Raw genomic sequence first — 14071 nt, 5'->3', positions numbered from 1 at the left:
TGATGAGAATTAAATGAGCCGCCTGACCGTTACGCCATTAAGCACCGCCTTGGGCGCCCAGATCAGTGGCGTCGATATCACCCTGCCTCTGAACCTCGAACAGCGCGACGCCATCGAACAGGCGCTGCTGACTCACTCGGTGCTGTTCTTCCGCGACCAGGCCATCACCCCGCAACAACAGGCGCGGTTCGCGGCGAATTTCGGCGACCTGCACATTCACCCGATCTACCCCAACGTGCCGGAACAGCCCGAAGTGCTGATTCTCGACACCGCCGTCACCGACGTGCGCGACAACGCCGTATGGCACACCGACGTGACCTTCCTGCCCACCCCGGCGCTCGGCGCGGTGCTCAGTGCCAAACTGTTGCCGGCGTTTGGCGGCGACACGTTGTGGGCCAGTGGGATTGCGGCGTATGAGGCGTTGTCCGAGCCGTTGAAGGTGCTGCTCAATGGGTTGACCGCGACTCACGACTTCACCAAATCCTTCCCGCTGGAGCGCTTCGGCAACACCGCAGAAGACCTGTTGCGCTGGGAAGAAACCCGCAAAAAGAACCCGCCGTTGTCACACCCGGTGGTGCGTACGCATCCGGTGAGCGGGCGCAAATCGCTGTTTGTCAGTGATGGTTTCACGACCAAAATAAACGAACTGGAACCGGCCGAGAGTGAAGCGATTCTCAAGCTGCTGTTCGCCCACGCGACGCGCCCGGAATTCACCATTCGCTGGCGCTGGCAGGAGAATGACGTGGCGTTCTGGGACAACCGCGTGACCCAGCATTACGCGGTGGATGACTACCGGCCACAACGGCGGGTGATGCACCGGGCGACGATTCTGGGGGATGTGCCTTTTTAGCCACACTGCAAATCAAATGTGGGAGGGCTTGCCCCCTCCCACACTTTTGACCCAGTTGTGTCAGGTCATTCAGCCGTCGATGGCTTTTCCCACAAGTTAATCCCACCTTCCTGCGCAAACCGATCGATCTCCGCCAGTTCTTCCGCGCTGAAACTCAAGTTCTTCAGCGCACCAACGTTCTCGATAATCTGCTCCGGCCGGCTCGCGCCGATCAGCGCGCTGGTGACCCGTGGATCACGCAGCGTCCAGGCCAGTGCGAGTTGCGCCAGGCTCTGGCCACGACGCTGGGCGATTTCGTTCAGCGCACGTACGTGGGCGATGTTGGCTTCGGACAAGTGCTTGGCCTGCAACGAACCACCGCCTGGACGATTGACCCGTGCATCCGCTGGCACACCATTGAGGTATTTGTCGGTCAACAAACCCTGGGCCAGTGGCGTGAAAGCGATCGAGCCGGCGCCGAGTTCTTCGGTGGTATCCAGCAGGTCTTTTTCTACCCAGCGGTTGAGCAGGTTGTAGGCCGGCTGGTGGATCAGCAGCGGCACTTTCCACTCCTTGAGCAGCGCCGCGATTTCACGGGTTTTCACCCCGGAATACGACGAGATACCGATGTACAACGCCTTGCCTTGTTGCACGGCCGTGGCGAGGGCGCTGGCGGTTTCTTCCAGCGGGGTGTCGGCGTCAAAACGGTGGGAGTAGAAAATGTCCACGTAGTCGACGCCCAGGCGTTGCAGGCTCTGGTCAAGGCTGGCCAGCACGTATTTGCGCGAGCCGCCGCCCTGGCCGTAAGGGCCGGGCCACATGTCCCAACCGGCCTTGCTGGAGATGATCAATTCGTCGCGGTAATGCTTGAAGTCTTCGCGCAGCAAACGGCCGAAATTGATCTCGGCGCTGCCATAGGGCGGGCCGTAGTTGTTAGCCAGGTCGAAGTGGTTTATCCCCAGGTCAAACGCGGTGCGCAACAGGGCGCGCTGGGTGTCGATCGGGGTGCTGTCGCCAAAGTTGTGCCACAGCCCCAGGGACAGTGCGGGCAGCACCAGTCCACTGCGGCCTACGCGGCGATACGGGATAGATTCATAGCGGTTTTCGGCAGCAATGTACGTCATCGAATCCTCTCTGGGCTTAGGGCAAATAAGGCCTGGGAATAAGGTTATTCCCAGGCCTTTTAACCAGCTGAATCGCTTAAGTCTGCCCTTTCGTTTTACAGCAAATGGCTGCCCGAATGGAACGACAAGATCACCTCAACGCACCAGGTGCAGGAACTGCAAATGCCGCTCGTACTGGTCGAGGATGTCGTTGATGATCTGCTCTTTGGTATAGCCCACCAGATCGTAGTCCTGGCTGCCCTCGCTCAAGTGAACTTCCGCCCGGTAATAGCGGCGGTTGTTGATCTCTTTGGAGCCCATGCCGCCACGGGCGAACGACGGCGTGAAGTAGCCGCGCATCTGCACCTGGTAGACGAAAGGATGTTCCTCGCCATGGCCGATCTCCAGGCTGACGCTGTCGTTGGACGGATCCGGCTGGGTCACCACCGAGAGGCCCTTCTCGACAAACACTGCCGTCACTTCTTCAATCGCCGGGCGCACCGTCGACTCAAGGAAACGGTACACCTCATCCCTCGATGGGAAATGCACCGCCTGGCTCAAGCGCTGGCGCCAGCCGCCCTTGCCTTTGCGTGAAGCCGAGATCGGCGCCAACGAATGCAACTGTGCGATCTGCTTTTGCGACTCCAGATAGAACGCCTTGTGCAGCCCCCACATCATCAGCAGCAGGATCAGCGAGAACGGTAGCGAGGTCAGCACCACCGCCGATTTCAGCGAGTCGATACTGCCGGCGAACAGCAAGGCACTGGTGACCAGCGCCGTCATCGCGCCCCAGAACACCCGCAGCCATTTGGGCCCGTCTTCATCGGCATTGCCGCCCTTGGACGACAGGGTCGACAAGACCACCGTGCCCGAATCGGCCGAGGTGACGAAGAATACGAAACTGATGAACACCGTGACCGCGATTACGGTTTTGCTCCACGGATAGGTTTCCAGCAGCAGGTAGAGGCTCATCGACGGGTCATCGATGGCCGACTGACCGAGCGCGGCCATGCCGTGGTTGAGCACTTGGTCGATGGCGCTGTTACCGAAAATCGACATCCATGCCAGGGTGAAGCCCAGCGGGATCAGCAGCACGCCGAACACGAATTCGCGAATGGTACGGCCACGGGAAATCCGTGCGATAAACAGGCCCACGAACGGCGACCATGCGATCCACCAGGCCCAGTAGAACACCGTCCAACCGCCCAGCCAGTCGCTCGGTTTGTCGTAGGCGTAGACGTCGAAACTCTTGGTCGGCAGCGCACCGAGGTAATCGCCGATGTTCTGGATCAGGGTATTGAGCAAATGCTGGGTAGGCCCGGCAAACAACACGAACAGCAGCAGCGCGCAGGCCAGCAGCATGTTGATGTCGGACATCACCCGCACGCCTTTATCGACGCCGGCTACTGCGACCAGAATCGCCGCGCCCATCATCAACGTGATCAGGCCAACCTGAATCCACTGGGTGTGGGCAATGCCGAACAGATAATCGAGGCCAGAGTTAAGGTGCAACACACCAAAGCCCATGTCGGCGCCAAGACCGAACACCGTAGCGATGATGCCGAAGCCATCCACCGCATAGCCGATGGGGCCGTTGATGCGCTTGCCGATCAGCGGGTACAGCGCCGAGCGCAACGCCAGCGGCAGGTTATGCCGGTAGGCGAAATACGCCAGCGCCATGCCGACAAACGCGAACACGCCCCAGCCGTGCAGGCCCCAGTGCAGAAACAGAATCTGCATGGCCTGACGCGCCGCATCGGCGTTCATCGGCGCGCCTTGTGGCGGCTGCACCAGGTGCGTCAGGGGTTCGGATACGCAGAAGAAAAACAGCGTGATGCTGATGCCGGCCGCGAACAGCATGCCGGCCCAGGACAGGTAACTGAATTCGGGCTCGTCGTGGTCGGCACCGAGTTTTATCTTGCCGTAGCCCGATAGCGCGGTGACCACCACGAAGACCAGATACAGGGTCATCGCCAGCATGTAGTACCAGCCGACCGTATTGGCCGCCCAGTTTTGCGCCGCCAGCAGCCAGGCACCGGCCTGTTGCGGGATAGCGATGACAGTGATGCCGAACAGCAGGATGAAGGTCGCGGCGAAATAGAAAACCGGCGCATTCATGCGCACTTGGCCGCTGGCAGGGGTGGACGATGCACTCATGAACGATGCACCCCGAGGTTGAAGGATGTGGCTGTAAATAACGGACTCAGCAAAGGTAAGCCTCCTGTTGTGAGCGGGCAGCGAACCACCGGGTTTAACTTGAACGAGCGTTCAAGTTAAACATGAATAGGCGGTCCGGGACTAATCGCAGGGCTGAGTGGTATGACGGGTGAGCAAAGGAAATCGTTCAGCGACTGCTGACTGAAACACGGTCTCCGTGTGGAATGCCGTCAAAATGTGGGAGGGGGCTTGCTCCCTCCCACAGGTGACCGGTGCAGGTTCTCTACTTTTGCGCCCCATCATCATGCTGCAGATTCGCCTGGGTGATGTTCGCCTCAGCCGGCACACTGCGCGTCAGCCACACATTCCCGCCAATGGTCGAACCCTTGCCAATGGTGATTCGCCCCAGGATCGTCGCCCCGGCGTAGATCACCACATCGTCCTCGACGATCGGATGACGCGGATGGCCCTTCTGCAACTGCCCGTCTTCATCCGCCGGGAAGCGCTTGGCGCCCAACGTGACGGCCTGGTAGATACGCACCCGCTCGCCGATGATCGCGGTTTCGCCAATCACCACACCCGTCCCATGGTCGATAAAGAAACTCGGGCCGATCTGTGCGCCGGGGTGAATGTCGATGCCGGTGGCCGAGTGAGCGATTTCCGCGCTGATCCGCGCCAGCAGCGGCAAACCGGCGCGGTACAGGTGGTGGGCCAGGCGATGGTGAATCACCGCCAAAATCCCCGGGTAGCACAGCAACACCTCATCCACACTGCGCGCGGCCGGGTCGCCGTGGTAGGCGGCGAGTACGTCGGTGTCCAGCAGGCTGCGCAGGGACGGCAAGGCCAGGGCGAAATCCTGGATCAGGCGGATGGCGTGGGCATCAATCTGGCTGTCGTCCTGGCCGCCCTGCCGCGCGGCATAACGCAGCTCCAGGCGTGCCTGGGCAAGCAACGCATTCAGCGCGACGTCGAGGGTATGGCCGACGTAGAAGTCTTCACTTTCTTCACGCAGATCCGCCGGCCCCAGGCGCATCGGGAACAGTGCGCCGCACAAAGCTTCGAGGATCTGCGCAACGGCTTCTCGGGACGGCAACTCGCGGCCGCCATGCTCGCCGCTCAAGCGCCCATTGCGCGTTCGCCACGCGTCTCGGGCACCGCGCAACTGGCTGACGATGGTCTGTAATTGCCAATGGCTGGAACGCTCACTCACGGTATTCACTCCTGACGTAATGGCAATCACTTTACGGTATGCACCTCGGCCGCCCTTAAGAACCAATGGTGTGATGCTAAGAACCATCGGGCATAAGCGATTGACGGTTGCCCGATGAAAAGTGCCTGCCTATAGTCGCTTTATCCCTTAGCCACCGTGCGTAGCCATGATCAAGCAACAGCTCGACCGTTTTAACCGCCTGGACCTGCTCGGCGGCGCCACCGCCCTGGAAAAACTCGAACGGTTGTCGACCTGGTTGGGACGTGACATCTACGTCAAGCGCGACGACACCACGCCACTGGCCATGGGCGGCAATAAGCTGCGCAAACTCGAATACCTCGCGGCCGACGCCATCGCCCAGGGCGCCGACACGCTGGTGACGGCTGGCGCGATCCAGTCCAACCACGTACGCCAGACCGCCGCCCTCGCCGCCAAACTCGGCCTGGGCTGCGTCGCGCTGCTGGAAAACCCCACCGGCACCGACGACCCCAACTACCTCGGCAACGGCAACCGCCTGCTGCTGGAACTGTTCGACGCTAAAGTTGAGTTGGTGGAAAACCTCGATAACGTCGACGACCAACTCAACGCCCTCGCCGATCGCCTGCGCAGCAGCGGCAAGAAGCCGTACCTGGTGCCCATCGGCGGCTCCAATGCCCTCGGCGCCCTGGGTTATGTGCGCGCCGGCCTGGAACTGGCCGCGCAGATCGAAGACAGCGGCATCGAATTCGCCGCCGTGGTGTTGGCTTCCGGCAGTGCCGGTACCCACAGCGGCCTGGCCCTGGCGTTGAGCGAAGCGCTGCCGAATCTGCCGGTGGTGGGCATCACCGTGTCGCGCACCGACGAAGCCCAGCGCCCGAAAGTGCAAGGGCTGGCCGAGCGCACGGCCGAGTTGCTGGGTGTGGATATCCCCGAAGCGTTCAAGGTAATCCTGTGGGACGAATACTTCAGTCCGCGCTATGGCGAACCGAACGCCGGCACCTTGGCCGCGATCAAACTGTTGGCCAGCCAGGAAGGCCTGCTGTTGGACCCGGTCTATACGGGCAAGGCCATGGCCGGTCTGCTGGACGGCATCGGGCGTCAACGCTTTGAAGATGGGCCAATCATTTTCCTGCACACCGGTGGGGCGCCGGCGTTGTTTGCTTATGACTCGGTTTTCAACTGAATAAACGCGGGCTATAGGTGGGAGGGGGCTTGCCCCCGATTGCGGTCGATCAGTAACAAATATGCTGGCTGACCCGACGGCATCGGGGGCAAGCCCCCTCCCACACTGGATCCAACTTATATTCAAAAATGGAATATGAATTAAGTTTTATATTATTTTCAAGTCTTAAAACCTGCCTTTATCATCGCGCCGAAGGCGAAGACGCGCTTCGCGCTTTAAGGCAGGATACGACTACTGCGTCATCTGCTTCGCTCACCATAAAAAACACAGGGGCTCTTCATGACTATTTCCGTATTCCGTCGCACCTTGCTGGTCGGCACTTTGGGTCTGGCGCTCGGCGCCGGGCTGCTGGGCCAAGCGGTTGCCGGCGAGCAACTGGGCAACATCAAAAAGGCCGGCGAGATCAAGATCGGCCTGGAAGGCACCTACCCACCGTTCAGCTTCGTCGATGAAAGCGGCAAGCTCAGCGGTTTCGAAGTCGAGCTGTCCGAAGCTCTGGCCAAGGAGCTGGGCGTCAAGGTCAAGCTGCAGGCCACGCCATGGGACGGCATCCTCGCTGCCCTGGAATCCAAGCGCCTGGACGCTGTGGTCAATCAGGTGACCATCTCTGAAGAGCGCAAGAAGAAGTACGATTTCTCCACGCCTTACACCGTCTCCGGTATCCAGGCGCTGGTGCTCAAGAAGAACGTCGACAGCATCAAGACCGCTGACGACCTGGCCGGCAAAAAAGTCGGTGTCGGCCTGGGCACCAACTACGAACAATGGCTCAAGGACAATCAACCCAAAGCCATCATCAAGACCTATAACGATGACCCAACCAAATTCCAGGACCTGAACGTCGGCCGTATCGACGCCATCCTGATCGACCGCCTGGCCGCCCTGGAATACGCCAAGAAAGCCCCGAAAACCGCCGCTGCCGGCGATGCCTTCTCCCGCCAGGAATCCGGTATCGCCCTGCGCAAAGGCGAGCCTGAATTGCTGGAAGCGGTGAACAAGGCCCTCGACAAGCTGCGCGCCGACGGCACCTTGAAGAAGCTGTCCGAGAAGTACTTCAACGCTGACGTCACTCAATAATGGAGGCAAGTCTCCAACTCGCGCTGGACTCCGCGCCCTTTCTGCTCAAGGGCGCGTATTACACGGTGATCCTCAGCCTCGGCGGCATGTTTTTCGGCTTGCTGCTGGGCTTCGGCCTGGCGTTGATGCGCCTGTCGCGCTTCAAGCTGCTGAGCTGGACTGCCCGCGTCTACGTGTCGTTCTTTCGCGGCACGCCCTTGCTGGTACAGCTGTTCTTGATCTACTACGGCTTGCCGCAAGTGGGTATCGAGCTGGATCCGATCCCGGCCGCCATGATCGGCTTTTCGCTGAACATGGCCGCCTACGCCTGTGAAATCCTGCGGGCCGCCATCGCGTCTATCGAGCGTGGCCAGTGGGAAGCCGCGGCCAGTATCGGCATGACCCGCGCGCAGACCCTGCGTCGGGCCATCCTGCCGCAAGCGATGCGCACTGCGTTGCCGCCGCTGGGCAATAGTTTTATTTCGCTGGTCAAGGACACGGCGCTGGCCGCCACCATCCAGGTGCCGGAGCTGTTTCGCCAGGCGCAACTGGTGTCGGCGCGTACCTTTGAAATTTTCACCATGTATCTGTCCGCCGCCCTGATCTACTGGGTACTGGCGAGCATCCTGGCGCATTTCCAAAACCGTCTGGAAGACCGGGTCAACCGGCATGACCTGGAGTCTTGAAGCATGATCGTGGTTGAAAAACTGACCAAACAATTCAACGGTCAGGTGGTGCTCAACGGTATCGACCTTGAGGTCAAGGAAGGCGAAGTCGTCGCCATCATCGGCCCCAGCGGTTCCGGCAAGACCACCTTCCTGCGCTGCCTGAATTTCCTTGAGGAACCCACCAGCGGCCGTATCAAGGTGGGCGACATCCAGATCGACGGCAGCAAACCGCTCAACCAGCAGCAAGGCCTGGTGCGGCGCCTGCGTCAACACGTGGGTTTTGTGTTCCAGAACTTCAACCTGTTCCCCCATCGCACAGCGCTGGAAAACGTCATCGAAGGGCCCTGCGTGGTCAAGAAGATGCCGCGCGAAGATGCTGTTGCCCTCGGGCGCAAGCTGCTGACCAGGGTTGGCCTGGCGGGCAAGGAAGACGCCTACCCACGGCGCCTGTCCGGTGGCCAGCAACAGCGCGTGGCGATTGCCCGTGCGTTGGCCATGGAGCCGGAAGTGATTCTGTTCGACGAGCCAACCTCGGCCCTCGACCCGGAGCTGGTGGGTGAAGTGTTGGCGACCATCCGCAGCCTGGCTGAAGAGAATCGCACCATGGTCATCGTCACCCACGAAATGAGCTTTGCCCGAGACGTGGCCAACCGTGTGATCTTTTTCGACAAGGGCGTGATCGTGGAGCAAGGCGAAGCCAAGGCGTTGTTTGCCAACCCCAGGGAAGAACGCACCCGACAGTTCCTGAGCAAGTTTTTGGCTCACTGACGCGCGCCTGAATATGGAGAGGCAGATCGCTTCCTCTCCATCGTTTGTATTCCTACAGGAAGTCCGCGCGCACACCGGTAAAACACCCCCGCTCTCGCCCCTTAAAACACCCCGCCCAGTCAGACCCATCTGAATATCCCCAAACCCGCCGTTTAGCCTTTTGCCGCCATTGACGCTCCCTGGCCAACCCTCTTATCTAAGGCCCAGAGGATTGGATCCTATCCCGGCTACTCACTGAATCGTTCCTTTCAGCCCCCCTGCGCACCCGCGCCAAAGGGCTGGAACGATTGCTGCTGGCTGCATCAAGGAGATTACTTATGACGCGCATCGCACCCCCGGCACGGCTCATCGCCCCGACGCTGCCCCAGGCCCTTCGACACGGCATCAATGCCTTGGCAGCCACACAGCTGCTGGTGGATATCGCGCCCTACCCCGGCATGGATGAAGGCGACCTGATCGAACTGTTCTGGAACAACTGTTTTGCGGCCTCACGGCGGGTGACCGCGTGCAAGGTCGGCATGCCCACTCGCCTGCGGGTTCCGGAAAGTTTTGTGCAGGAGGGTGTCGCCCAGGTTCATTACCAGGTCATGCAGATCGGCCGCGCTCCGGCACGCTCGGCCATGGCGCACCTGCGCGTGAAAACTACGCCTCCGGGAGGCCTGCCCTGCGCACTCTACAGCGATGAAACCAGAACCTGGCCCCGGTCGGCCTGCCAGAAACCATTCGCCGCTATGGCGTCAACGCCAGCCAGGTACGGCGGGGGATCCCGCTGACCATCGAGCCTTATCTGAACATGACCACAGGCGACGCCATCACCCTGCGCTGGGGCGACGTGCGCCTGGACCTGCCGAAGATTCAGCCCAAGGCCGTCGGCCACGCGGTACAGGTGTGGGTGCCGTCGACGTTGATTGTCGAGGCCGGTGACGACAGCCGCCTGGAAGTGACCTACTGCATTCTGGACCGTGTCGGCAATAATTCGCGCTGGGCGCCAGCCCGCACGTTACGCATTGCCGCCTGCGCGCCAACCCGCCCGGCCGGCGCCGCGCCGGTCTATCAACCCCGCCCGCTCGGCTCACCCTGCGAACCTGGGTGACTGCCCTTCTATGCATATTCCCAAAAGTTAGTTTATTTAAATATTTAACACGCTTAGGGTATATGCACCGGACCACCGGACCTCTTTGATTTTTCTGTTTTCATTTCATTGAATGCGAGGTCGGTATGGTCAGAATTACCCCGGTGCGCAACGCCAGGGCATTACGTGCAGCCAAGGAGCGGCGCTGATGTCTAACTTGGCTCTAACACCCCCCCAACGAGATCTGGACGTGGCACCGCTGCTGTTGACGGCCGCCGTGCTGCGCAACGACGCCCAAGCGCTGAACGCCGCCCACGAGCTGGCCCAGGCCGCGCGCCTGCAAGCCGCCACGCGCGACCAGCAACGCAAGCTGCCATGGGCGCAGCTCGAACAGTTCACCCGCAGCGGGCTGGGCAGTATTTCCATTCCCCGCGAGTACGGCGGCCCGCAAGTGTCCTTCGTGACCCTGGCCGACGTGTTCGCGATCATCAGCGCGGCAGACCCGGCCCTGGGACAGATCCCGCAAAACCATTTCGGCATCCTGCACCTGTTGCAGGGCGCGGCCACCGAGCGCCAGAAAAAGCAGCTGTTCCAGAGCGTGCTCGACGGCTGGCGCATCGGTAACGGCGGCCCGGAGCGGGGCACCAGGAACACCCTGGAACTCAAGGCACGCATCACCGCCAAGGGCGACGGTTACGTGATCAGCGGCCAGAAGTTTTACTCCACCGGTGCGTTGTTTGCCCACTGGGTAGCGATCAAGGCGCTGAACGACGACGGCAAGCAAGTCATGGCATTCGTGCGCCGGGGCACCGAAGGGCTGCGCATCGTCGATGATTGGTCCGGCTTCGGCCAACGCACCACCGCCAGCGGCACCGTAGTGCTGGACCAGGTGCCGGTCGACGCCGAGCTGGTGGTCGACAACTGGCGCATCGGCGACAGCCCGAACATCCAGGGCGCCGTGTCGCAATTGATCCAGGCGGCCATCGACGCCGGCATCGCCCGTGGCGCCCTTGATGACACCATCGCTTTCGTTCGCGAACGCTCGCGCCCCTGGATCGACGCCAAGGTCGAACGCGCCAGCGATGACCTGTATGTGATCGCCGACATCGGCAGGCTGAAGATCGAACTGCACGCCGCCGAAGCGCTGCTGCGCAAGGCCGGCCAGGTGCTGGACCAGGTCAGCGCCGCGCCGATCACCGCGCAGTCCGCCGCACGCGCCTCAATCGCCGTGGCCGAGGCCAAAGTGTTGACCACCGAAGTGTCGCTGCTGGTCAGCGAGAAGCTCTTCGAACTGGCCGGCAGCCGCGCCACCCTCGCCGAGTTCAACCTCGACCGGCACTGGCGCAACGCGCGCGTGCACACGCTGCACGACCCGGTGCGCTGGAAGTATCACGCCATCGGCGCCTATCGCCTGAACGGCACGTTACCCGCTCGTCACTCCTGGATTTAACCGACCAGACCTCTGGAGAAATACGCATGACCCTTTCTCATCACGTCGCGGTGATCACCAGCGATGAACAAGCCCTTATTGTCGCCAGCGACCTGGCCGAAGACTTTCGCCGTGACAGCATCCTGCGCGACCGTGAGCGCCGCCTGCCCTTGCCCGAGCTGGACGTGTTCTCGCGCTCCGGCCTGTGGGGCATCAGCGTGCCCAAGGCGTACGGCGGCGCCGGTGTATCCAACGCCACCCTGGCCAAGGTCATCGCGCTGATCGCCCAGGCCGACGCCTCCCTGGGCCAGATCCCGCAGAACCACTTCTACGCCCTGGAAGTGCTGCGCGTGAACGGCAGCCCGGCGCAGCAACAACGCCTGTACGCCGAAGTCCTTGCCGGCCAACGCTTCGGAAACGCCCTGGCCGAACTTGGCACCAAGACCGCTCACGACCGCGTCACAAGCATCACCCGCGACGGCGACGGTTTTCGCATCACTGGCCGTAAGTTCTACTCAACCGGTGCGATTTACGCGCAACACATCCCGACGTCGGTGGTGGATGAGCACGGCGTGCAGCAACTGGCGTTTGTCCCGCGCGACAGCGAAGGCCTGAGTGTGATCGACGACTGGAGCGGCTTTGGCCAGCGCACCACCGGCAGCGGCTCGGTGGTGTTCGACAACGTGTGGGTCGCCGCCCAGGACGTAATCCCGTTCCAGAGCGCCTTCGAACGCCCGACAACGGTCGGCCCGCTGGCGCAGATCCTTCACGCCGCCATCGACACCGGCATCGCCCGCGCCGCCTTTGAGGACGCGCTGCACTTTGTGCGCACCAAGACCCGCCCGTGGATCGATTCCGGCAACGACAAAGCGACTGAAGACCCGTTGACGCTCAAGAGCTTCGGCCACTTGAGCGTCCGTCTCCATGCCGCCGAAGCACTGCTGGAACGCTCGGGCGAATACCTCGACCGCGCCCAGGCCGACACCACTGCCGATACCGTCGCCGCCGCCTCGATTGCGGTGGCCGAAGTGCGCGCCTTGAGCACCGAAATTTCCCTCGCCGCCGGCAGCACGCTGTTCGAACTCGCCGGCAGCCAGGCGACCCTGGCCGAACACGGCCTCGACCGCCACTGGCGCAACGCACGGGTGCACACCCTGCACGACCCGGTGCGCTGGAAGTATCACGCGGTGGGCAATTACTACCTCAACGATGAAAACCCGCCACTGCGGGGGACCATTTGATGGCAAAGAAAAAAATCCTGCTCAATGCCTTCAACATGAACTGCATCGGGCACATCAACCACGGTCTGTGGACCCATCCACGGGATACGTCCACCCAGTACAAGACCATCGAGTACTGGACTGAGTTGGCGCAAACCCTGGAGCGCGGGCTGTTCGACGGTTTGTTTATCGCCGATATCGTCGGCGTGTACGACGTCTACCAACACTCCATCGACGTACCGCTCAAGGAGTCGATCCAACTGCCGGTCAACGACCCGTTGCTGCTGGTCTCGGCGATGGCGGCCGTCACCAGAAACCTGGGCTTCGGCCTCACCGCCAACCTGACGTATGAGCCGCCGTATCTGTTTGCCCGACGCATGTCCACACTCGATCACCTGAGCCGTGGCCGGGTAGGCTGGAACATTGTCACCGGCTACCTCGACAGCGCCGCCAAGGCCATGGGCCTTACCGAGCAGGTCGAGCACGACCGCCGCTACGACCAGGCCGATGAGTACCTGGAGGTGCTGTACAAACTTTGGGAAGGCAGCTGGGAAGACGACGCGGTGATCAACGACCCGGCGCAACGGATCTACGCGCAGCCGGGCAAGGTGCACAAGGTCGAGCACCACGGCGAGTTCTATCAGGTTGAGGGTTATCACCTGTGCGAACCGTCGCCACAGCGCACGCCGGTGTTGTTCCAGGCTGGCAGTTCGGACCGTGGCTTGCTGTTCGCCGGGCGCCATGCCGAGTGCGTGTTTATCAGCGGGCAGAACAAAGCGTCGACCAAAGCCCAGGTCGACAAGGTGCGCGCCAGCGCAGTCGGGGCCGGACGCAATCCGGATGACATCAAGGTGTTCATGGGCCTCAACGTGATCGTTGGCGCTACCGAAGAGCAGGCCTGGGCCAAGCACGCCGAATACCTGAGCTACGCCAGCGCAGAGGCCGGCGTGGCGCACTTCTCGGCGTCCACCGCGATTGATTTTGCCGAGTACGAACTGGACGAACCGATCCAGTACGTGAAGAGCAATGCCATCCAGTCAGCCACCAAAAACCTGCAGAACAACGACTGGACCCGGCGCAAATTGCTGGAGCAGCACGCCTTGGGCGGGCGCTACATCACCTTGGTGGGTTCGCCGGAGCAGGTGGCGGATGAGCTGGAATCCTGGATCAGCGAAACCGGGTTGGATGGGTTCAACCTGACGCGGATTGTGACGCCGGAGAGCTATGTGGACTTTATCGATCTGGTCGTGCCGGAGTTGCAGCGAAGGGGCTCGTACAAGACCGCTTATGAGACCGGAACGCTGCGCGAAAAAGTCTTCCACACCAGTGCTCGCCTACCCGAACAACACACCGGATCAACCTACCGCCACTGAACAAAAAAATGTGAGAGGGGCAAGCCC

At 61.5% G+C, this 14071-nt stretch carries 11 protein-coding genes and 1 pseudogene; 9 read left to right on the top strand and 3 right to left on the bottom strand.

From position 1 onward, the window contains the following. The first annotated feature begins 13 nt into the window (after positions 1-13). Positions 14-850, top strand: coding sequence for a taurine dioxygenase (tauD, locus tag AOA60_RS10670; RefSeq protein ID WP_099584396.1), 837 nt, complete (start codon positions 14-16; stop codon positions 848-850). A 65-nt stretch (positions 851-915) separates the two neighbouring features. Here the strand turns inward: tauD and mgrA are convergent, their stop codons facing one another. The 3 genes from mgrA to epsC all read right to left on the bottom strand — a co-directional run bounded on the left by mgrA (position 916) and on the right by epsC (position 5299). Next, positions 916-1953, bottom strand: coding sequence for an L-glyceraldehyde 3-phosphate reductase (gene mgrA, locus AOA60_RS10665; RefSeq protein ID WP_099584395.1), 1038 nt, complete (start codon positions 1951-1953; stop codon positions 916-918). A 135-nt stretch (positions 1954-2088) separates the two neighbouring features. Beyond that, on the bottom strand, positions 2089-4050 hold the full coding sequence (gene betT / locus AOA60_RS10660) for a choline transporter BetT (protein ID WP_178075348.1): 1962 nt from the start codon (positions 4048-4050) through the stop codon (positions 2089-2091). Between the two features lie 322 nt (positions 4051-4372). Further along, complete coding sequence (epsC, locus tag AOA60_RS10655; protein WP_099584393.1) at positions 4373-5299, bottom strand: serine O-acetyltransferase EpsC; 927 nt, start codon at positions 5297-5299, stop codon at positions 4373-4375. 166 nt (positions 5300-5465) lie between these two features. Here epsC and AOA60_RS10650 point away from each other — a divergent pair, with 166 nt between their 5' ends. The 8 genes and pseudogenes from AOA60_RS10650 (at position 5466) to AOA60_RS10615 (ending at position 14044) form a co-directional block, all read left to right on the top strand. Beyond that, on the top strand, positions 5466-6461 hold the full coding sequence (locus AOA60_RS10650) for a D-cysteine desulfhydrase (RefSeq protein WP_099584392.1): 996 nt from the start codon (positions 5466-5468) through the stop codon (positions 6459-6461). Positions 6462-6740: 279 nt separating this feature from the next. Beyond that, a complete protein-coding gene (gene tcyJ / locus AOA60_RS10645; RefSeq protein WP_099584391.1) occupies positions 6741-7535 on the top strand; it encodes a cystine ABC transporter substrate-binding protein in 795 nt (264 codons plus the stop codon). Beyond that, the gene (gene tcyL, locus AOA60_RS10640; RefSeq protein WP_099584390.1) at positions 7535-8200 is read left to right on the top strand and encodes a cystine ABC transporter permease; all 666 of its coding nucleotides are present in this window, start codon (positions 7535-7537) and stop codon (positions 8198-8200) included. The genes tcyJ and tcyL overlap by 1 nt, the downstream gene beginning before the upstream one ends. A 3-nt stretch (positions 8201-8203) precedes the next feature. After that, positions 8204-8950, top strand: a complete 747-nt coding sequence (gene tcyN / locus AOA60_RS10635; RefSeq protein ID WP_099584389.1) for an L-cystine ABC transporter ATP-binding protein TcyN — start codon at positions 8204-8206, stop codon at positions 8948-8950. 317 nt (positions 8951-9267) lie between these two features. Beyond that, positions 9268-10043 (top strand): annotated as a pseudogene (locus AOA60_RS10630) (hypothetical protein). A gap of 187 nt (positions 10044-10230) precedes the next feature. Then, the gene (locus tag AOA60_RS10625; protein ID WP_099584388.1) at positions 10231-11472 is read left to right on the top strand and encodes an SfnB family sulfur acquisition oxidoreductase; all 1242 of its coding nucleotides are present in this window, start codon (positions 10231-10233) and stop codon (positions 11470-11472) included. A 26-nt stretch (positions 11473-11498) separates the two neighbouring features. Then, positions 11499-12692 carry an SfnB family sulfur acquisition oxidoreductase gene (locus tag AOA60_RS10620; RefSeq protein ID WP_099584387.1) on the top strand — a complete coding sequence of 398 codons (1194 nt, stop codon included), beginning with the start codon at positions 11499-11501 and terminating at the stop codon, positions 12690-12692. After that, positions 12692-14044, top strand: a complete 1353-nt coding sequence (locus AOA60_RS10615) for an LLM class flavin-dependent oxidoreductase (RefSeq protein ID WP_099584386.1) — start codon at positions 12692-12694, stop codon at positions 14042-14044. The genes AOA60_RS10620 and AOA60_RS10615 overlap by 1 nt, the downstream gene beginning before the upstream one ends. Positions 14045-14071: the final 27 nt, after the last annotated feature.

It is taken from the genome of Pseudomonas sp. 2822-17, assembly GCF_002742485.1.
GTDB classification, from domain to species: Bacteria; Pseudomonadota; Gammaproteobacteria; order Pseudomonadales; family Pseudomonadaceae; genus Aquipseudomonas; species Aquipseudomonas cyclaminis.
The sequence above is the reverse complement of the archived record's forward strand: the minus strand, read 5'-3'. Positions and strand labels throughout refer to the sequence as shown.